This is a genomic window from Acinetobacter sp. YH01019 (genome assembly GCF_013420285.1).
Taxonomy (GTDB): Bacteria; Pseudomonadota; Gammaproteobacteria; order Pseudomonadales; family Moraxellaceae; genus Acinetobacter; species Acinetobacter gandensis.
Genome location: NZ_VOYM01000130.1, coordinates 1 through 4,911 on the forward strand (window position 1 = coordinate 1; position 4,911 = coordinate 4,911).

Annotated in this window: 5 protein-coding genes; 2 read left to right on the forward strand and 3 right to left on the reverse strand. The window is 35.4% G+C overall.

Going from position 1 to position 4,911, the window contains the following annotated elements:
• Positions 1-369: 369 nt before the first annotated feature.
• Complete coding sequence (locus FTT84_RS16890) at positions 370-840, reverse strand: hypothetical protein (protein ID WP_180001893.1); 471 nt, start codon at positions 838-840, stop codon at positions 370-372.
• The gene (gene mobQ, locus FTT84_RS16895) at positions 837-1,790 is read right to left on the reverse strand and encodes a MobQ family relaxase (protein WP_180001892.1); all 954 of its coding nucleotides are present in this window, start codon (positions 1,788-1,790) and stop codon (positions 837-839) included. Before mobQ ends, FTT84_RS16890 begins: the two co-directional genes overlap by 4 nt.
• A gap of 213 nt (positions 1,791-2,003) precedes the next feature.
• On the opposite strand from mobQ, the gene FTT84_RS16900 reads away from it, so the two are divergent.
• Positions 2,004-2,285, forward strand: coding sequence for a mobilization protein (locus FTT84_RS16900; protein WP_180001894.1), 282 nt, complete (start codon positions 2,004-2,006; stop codon positions 2,283-2,285).
• A 35-nt stretch (positions 2,286-2,320) separates the two neighbouring features.
• Here the strand turns inward: FTT84_RS16900 and repM are convergent, their stop codons facing one another.
• Positions 2,321-3,256, reverse strand: a complete 936-nt coding sequence (gene repM / locus FTT84_RS16905; protein ID WP_159516845.1) for a replication initiation protein RepM — start codon at positions 3,254-3,256, stop codon at positions 2,321-2,323.
• Between the two features lie 781 nt (positions 3,257-4,037).
• Between repM and FTT84_RS16910 the strand changes: the two genes are divergently transcribed.
• Positions 4,038-4,667, forward strand: coding sequence for a hypothetical protein (locus tag FTT84_RS16910; RefSeq protein ID WP_078194520.1), 630 nt, complete (start codon positions 4,038-4,040; stop codon positions 4,665-4,667).
• Positions 4,668-4,911 lie beyond the last annotated feature (244 nt).

Sequence of the window (4,911 nt, forward strand, 5' to 3'; positions counted from 1 at the left end):
GATTTATATTTTATAAGATATTTAAAAAACCATAAAAAAACTATGGTTTTTTTTGTATCAACTTGTTTGTTGTCTCTACTTCATTGAATACTTCAAATTTTTTCCGATCATTATCGAGTTTAACAACGAGAGCTAAAATAAAAATCATTATTATAAAAGCTAGGAAAATCAAATACCTTCTCATTATTAATTCCACTATAAGTGCTATAAAGTATGCTTCCCTATAGCAAATAGATAGGACATAAAGAATGAAAAGTAAAGCTCGATACTTTGAGACATGGCTATTGCCATATCTCAAAGTCGAGCCACTTTGCGATATTCGGTAGCAATAAGATTAAGAAAAGAACCGAGCAAAGTACTTGCCAGTATTTATTTAGGATCAATAACACAGTAATCCTTATTCGTTCCGTGACAGTCATTTTTCATAACTCGGACACAGGATTTACCATTACAGTTTCTAATATCGAGTTTATAGCTTTGATCTAGCCAAGCTGCTTCAGCACGACGCTGCTTGATCTCATCAAAACTTGGAATAAATAAAAATATAAAAGACAGGAAAACTAATACCAGACTAAGGAAAATTGCACACAACAAGGCAATAAATTTGTAGTTCAATTTATCGGTGGCTTTATCTAACTCCTGAATACGACCTTGAAGGGCACGTGTAGCTTCCTGATTTGCGTTATTTAGGGTCTTTTTGCTTTGTTCTAGCACCCCACTAGCTACCTTATTGTAAAACGTCTCTAATCGCTTGTTATCATCTGCTATGGCTTCCCTGTATTCCTTCATGGATGCCAATAAAATATATAACTGGTCGTCTAAATCGTTTTGATTGCTCATAGGGAAGGCCCATTTCTATTCATGCTTTTGCGTTGTTTCAGCTTCATCGCTTGTTCTTGCTGTAGCTTTAACTGCTTTTTATGTTCCAGTTCTAGGCGTTTAGCTTCCTGATCTTTCTTCCATTGCTCAAAGCCTTGCTCAACACGGTTGAACCCTTGTTCTAAGGTTTTTTCTTTATGCTGTTGTTTGTTTTGGAGCTGTTGGCTGTTCTGCTGTTTGATCGTGTCGTTGAAACGACTAATCTCAGTATCTATGCCTTTCCTGCGCATCTGCGTGACCTTACTACCCTCATGGATAGTGGCTTGTAGCTGATTACCTTGATCGGCATAACTGCGGTGGTCGATTCTTTCCCGATACCCTGCATATTCCAGAGCATGATTGGCTAAGTTTGCCCAGGTGGCTCGAATCTGTTTAATTTCTTCCTGGCTTGTTCCCATGCCTAAGCTTTTTCTTTTGGTGTTACTTAACTCAATTTCCGATTTTTGAGTGAGGACCAGTTTATTTTCAGTATCTAATTCTGCTTTGCGAGTTGTCAGTAAGATATGTGCATGATGGTTTTTATCATCTCCACCTTTGCTAGGTGCATGAATCGCCAAATCTGCAACCACCCCATAACGGTCTACTAAAGATTGGGCAAACTCTCTTGCTAGTTCTTTTCGCTGTTCTTCATCCAGCTCGTCCGGTAGAGCAATCACCCATTCACGTGCGGTTCGGGCATCTTTCCGATTTTCTGATTTTTCCGCAAGATTCCAAACTTTGCTTCGGTCTAATTCAGTATCCAAGTTAGAAAGAATCTCTGTATACACCACACCTTCTTTTCTCGTGAAGTCGTGCGTTAACCCTGTCCGTTCATCTGTCAATTTTTCTCCTGCACGATAGGCCATAGATGCTACCGCAGTTCGTCCCGAACTTCGGTTAACGGTCTTAGTCGTACAGTGATAAATTGCCATGCCTTAGCCTTGTGATGGTTTTGCTTTTGCTTTTAAAAATTGCGTAGCAATTTTTTGGGGTTAAGGGGTATCCCCTTACGCAAACTTTGACTTGGATGAAATCCAAGTCGTAAGTGCGCATTTCATGAAAAACACGATAGCATATAGCCCGCTTGAATTTCAATTCATAGGGCCTTATGCTTGAGTGGTTTTCTATATCCCGAAATCTGAATCATGACAAAAGCTGCTGAAACTCTCGAAAAGAAAATCGAAGCCCAGTTAGAAAAGCTGAAACAGTTAAAGGCTCGCAAACAAGCTATCGAAGCTAGAGAAAGGTCAAAGCAAAAAGAGCAGGAAAGGAAGGATGATACTCGACGTAAAATTTTGCTTGGTTCTTATTTGATTAAAAAAATGAATGCCAATGAAGCCAATAAAGAAAAAATACTCGCTGAACTCAACGAGTATTTAACAGAAGATAGAGATAGAAAGCTTTTTGATTTGCCAGTTCTAAATTAATAAAAAAGGGAGCTATTTAGCTCCATTTTAAATAGTTACTTAAACCCAAGTTGCTCCAGTAGCGGATAGAACATCCTAAATTTTGGAGGTTCTAAAAGCATATCAGCAATACGGATTGCAAAATCTTCATAGCTTTCAGTTCCTCGTGAATACTCGCTCAATTCAGGCAATTTAGCCATTTTATTGGCAAATAAATGTCGTTGAGCATCTGTCATAGGGATAAAGAAATCAGGTGTATTTGGATCCCTTTTTAGGTCAACTGTCTTTTCAATCTTTGGTTGGTGTTTTTGCTTAAAAATAAATGAAAATGCTGAAATTAATCGCCCTTTTTTATGCTGTTCATACGTTGCCGTAATATCTGTATATTTATTAATTTGGTTAATAGCTGGTTCTAATACACGTTTTTTAAAATCATTCATTGCTATGTATTCAGTGTCTTCGATACCAATTTTGCTTCTGAAATCGTGTAACTCAATTTTTGGAGTTTTTCCAACTTCACGCCATGCAATCAAAAGCTCATATAAACGTATAGCGTATTTACTGGTAAGTTGGCTAACTTGTTTAAGCTGATAGCTCGTAAAATGCTGCTCAAGCCTTGTAATTAATGGAACAACATCAGGCGCAAATGTAATCTCTAATGTGGCTGAATCATCAATGTATTTAATACGGCTTACCCATCTTGATTTTACTGTGCCTATATTTCCTTTTTTATCTTGTTCTTTAAAGGAAAATTGTCGATCAAATAAGTTTAAAACAGCATTCTTTAATGCTTTATAGGCCCCATCATTGCTTATATCAAAACGGCTAGCATAGTCCTTCGCATGTATTTCTAATTTACTATCGGCTGTAATACCGTTGCCTGTTTCTCTTGCATTAAGAATTGCTAATAGTATTAAACGTTGTTCAGTTACTTCTAAATTATAACTAGCATTGATTAACGCATTATCCTTCACAACAAGCTCATTTTTCATAATCAGATTATATTGTTACTTATAATATGGACATTGTAAATTGAAGTCACTAAAGGGTCAATACCTATAATGTCCCTTTATAGAGACTAAATGTCCCTTTATAACCGACTAAATGTCCCTTTATAACCGACTAAATGTCCCTTTATAACCGACTAAATGTCCCTTTATAACCGCTAGAAGTCTTTAATAGAAAGGTTTCTAGCGGTCGTAAAAGCATTTAAAAGCTTTAAAATATATATAAAAGCCTAAGTAGGCATGAAAACAGCCCTATGCCCTCGCTAAAGCTCGGACGTTTTAACCTCGCTTTAGCTCGGTTGAGGGGCTGTTTTTTTCAAATATGAATTGAGGATTTAATAAAAAAAGAAACTATGCCTTCGCTTCGCTCAGTAGTCTTTATGCTCGCTTCGCTCGTCTAGAATTTGGCTAATACAGTTCGCACCCATTCGGGATGCTCTGTATCTTTCATTATGAAGCAAAGGGGAGTTTGTAATCAGGGAAAAGGCAGGGGCGAAATTTTAATGCCAGGTGGTCGCTCGTAGACACTCGCTCGGCTATTACTGGAAGAAGTTTAATAATTAAAATATCTAATCAAAACCGTGGAACAATGATCAAATAGTAAGCGTGGAACATAAAAAATAGAAAAGTTGCCGCCTTGTTGCTCTATGATTCAAGGCGGCAATCTCTAATATAATGATCTTGAAGGAAAAAACTGTTGTATTTCGTATAAGGTGTATTATGTTAATTTTAGAAAATCTTAAGATAATTATTAATGAGTGGCTTAATGAATAAAGAAATTTCTGTATTACTGCATGACGTTCCTACTCATGCAGATTACGCATGTGATGCAACAGATTTAGATCCAGAAGATATTCCTGAAGATCGTATAGAACAAGTCATAAATTTATTAAATTCTTCTGATGAAAATATTGTATTTGAGGCAGCAAAACTTCTGACTAATTGGGGACAATCCTCTGGTTTTGATGCATTAGTAAATTTATTAAATGAAAATAAATTAGTTGGTTATATAGATCATCGTTTACATGGTTATGATGATACACTTCAGCATGTACTTAGAGCTTTTGTTCGTTATTGGGCATTCCAAGCTGATCTAGGATTTGGTGAACAGGCTAGAATAAAAATATTTCATCCTATACAAAAGATTATAGAAATATCTAATACAGAACCATTTGATATTAGTCGCTTATTTTGGTTAATTGATGATGAAAAATACGATGAATATATTCCTTTAATTAAAAACCATTTAATCCAAATAATAGATCATCCTGAATTACAATTTTGGAAAATCCATGATGCTATTGAACTGATGCTGAAATTAGAGCCTGAGTTTGTTCATAATTTATTAGAAGAAAAAGGCAAAACATTGGAAGACTTTAAAATTAACACTTTATAAAGTTATACATTTAACATAATGGCGGTTATACGAAATTTGATAGATTTTTACTAAAACACTATTTGAAATAAAAAAAAGCCCAGTCATGGAATACTGGGTCATGGAAACTTAAATAAGGATTTATATTTTATAAGATATTTAAAAAACCATAAAAAAACTATGGTTTTTTTTGTATCAACTTGTTTGTTGTCTCTACTTCATTGAATACTTCAAATTTTTTCCGATCATTATCGAGTTTAACAAC

Coding starts and splice junctions, on each gene's coding strand:
- mobQ (WP_180001892.1), bottom strand. CDS start 1,790: ATGGCAATTTATCACTGTACGACTAAGACCGTTAACCGAAGTTCGGGA.
- FTT84_RS16910 (WP_078194520.1), top strand. CDS start 4,038: ATGAATAAAGAAATTTCTGTATTACTGCATGACGTTCCTACTCATGCA.
- FTT84_RS16900 (WP_180001894.1), top strand. CDS start 2,004: ATGACAAAAGCTGCTGAAACTCTCGAAAAGAAAATCGAAGCCCAGTTA.
- repM (WP_159516845.1), bottom strand. CDS start 3,256: ATGAAAAATGAGCTTGTTGTGAAGGATAATGCGTTAATCAATGCTAGT.
- FTT84_RS16890 (WP_180001893.1), bottom strand. CDS start 840: ATGAGCAATCAAAACGATTTAGACGACCAGTTATATATTTTATTGGCA.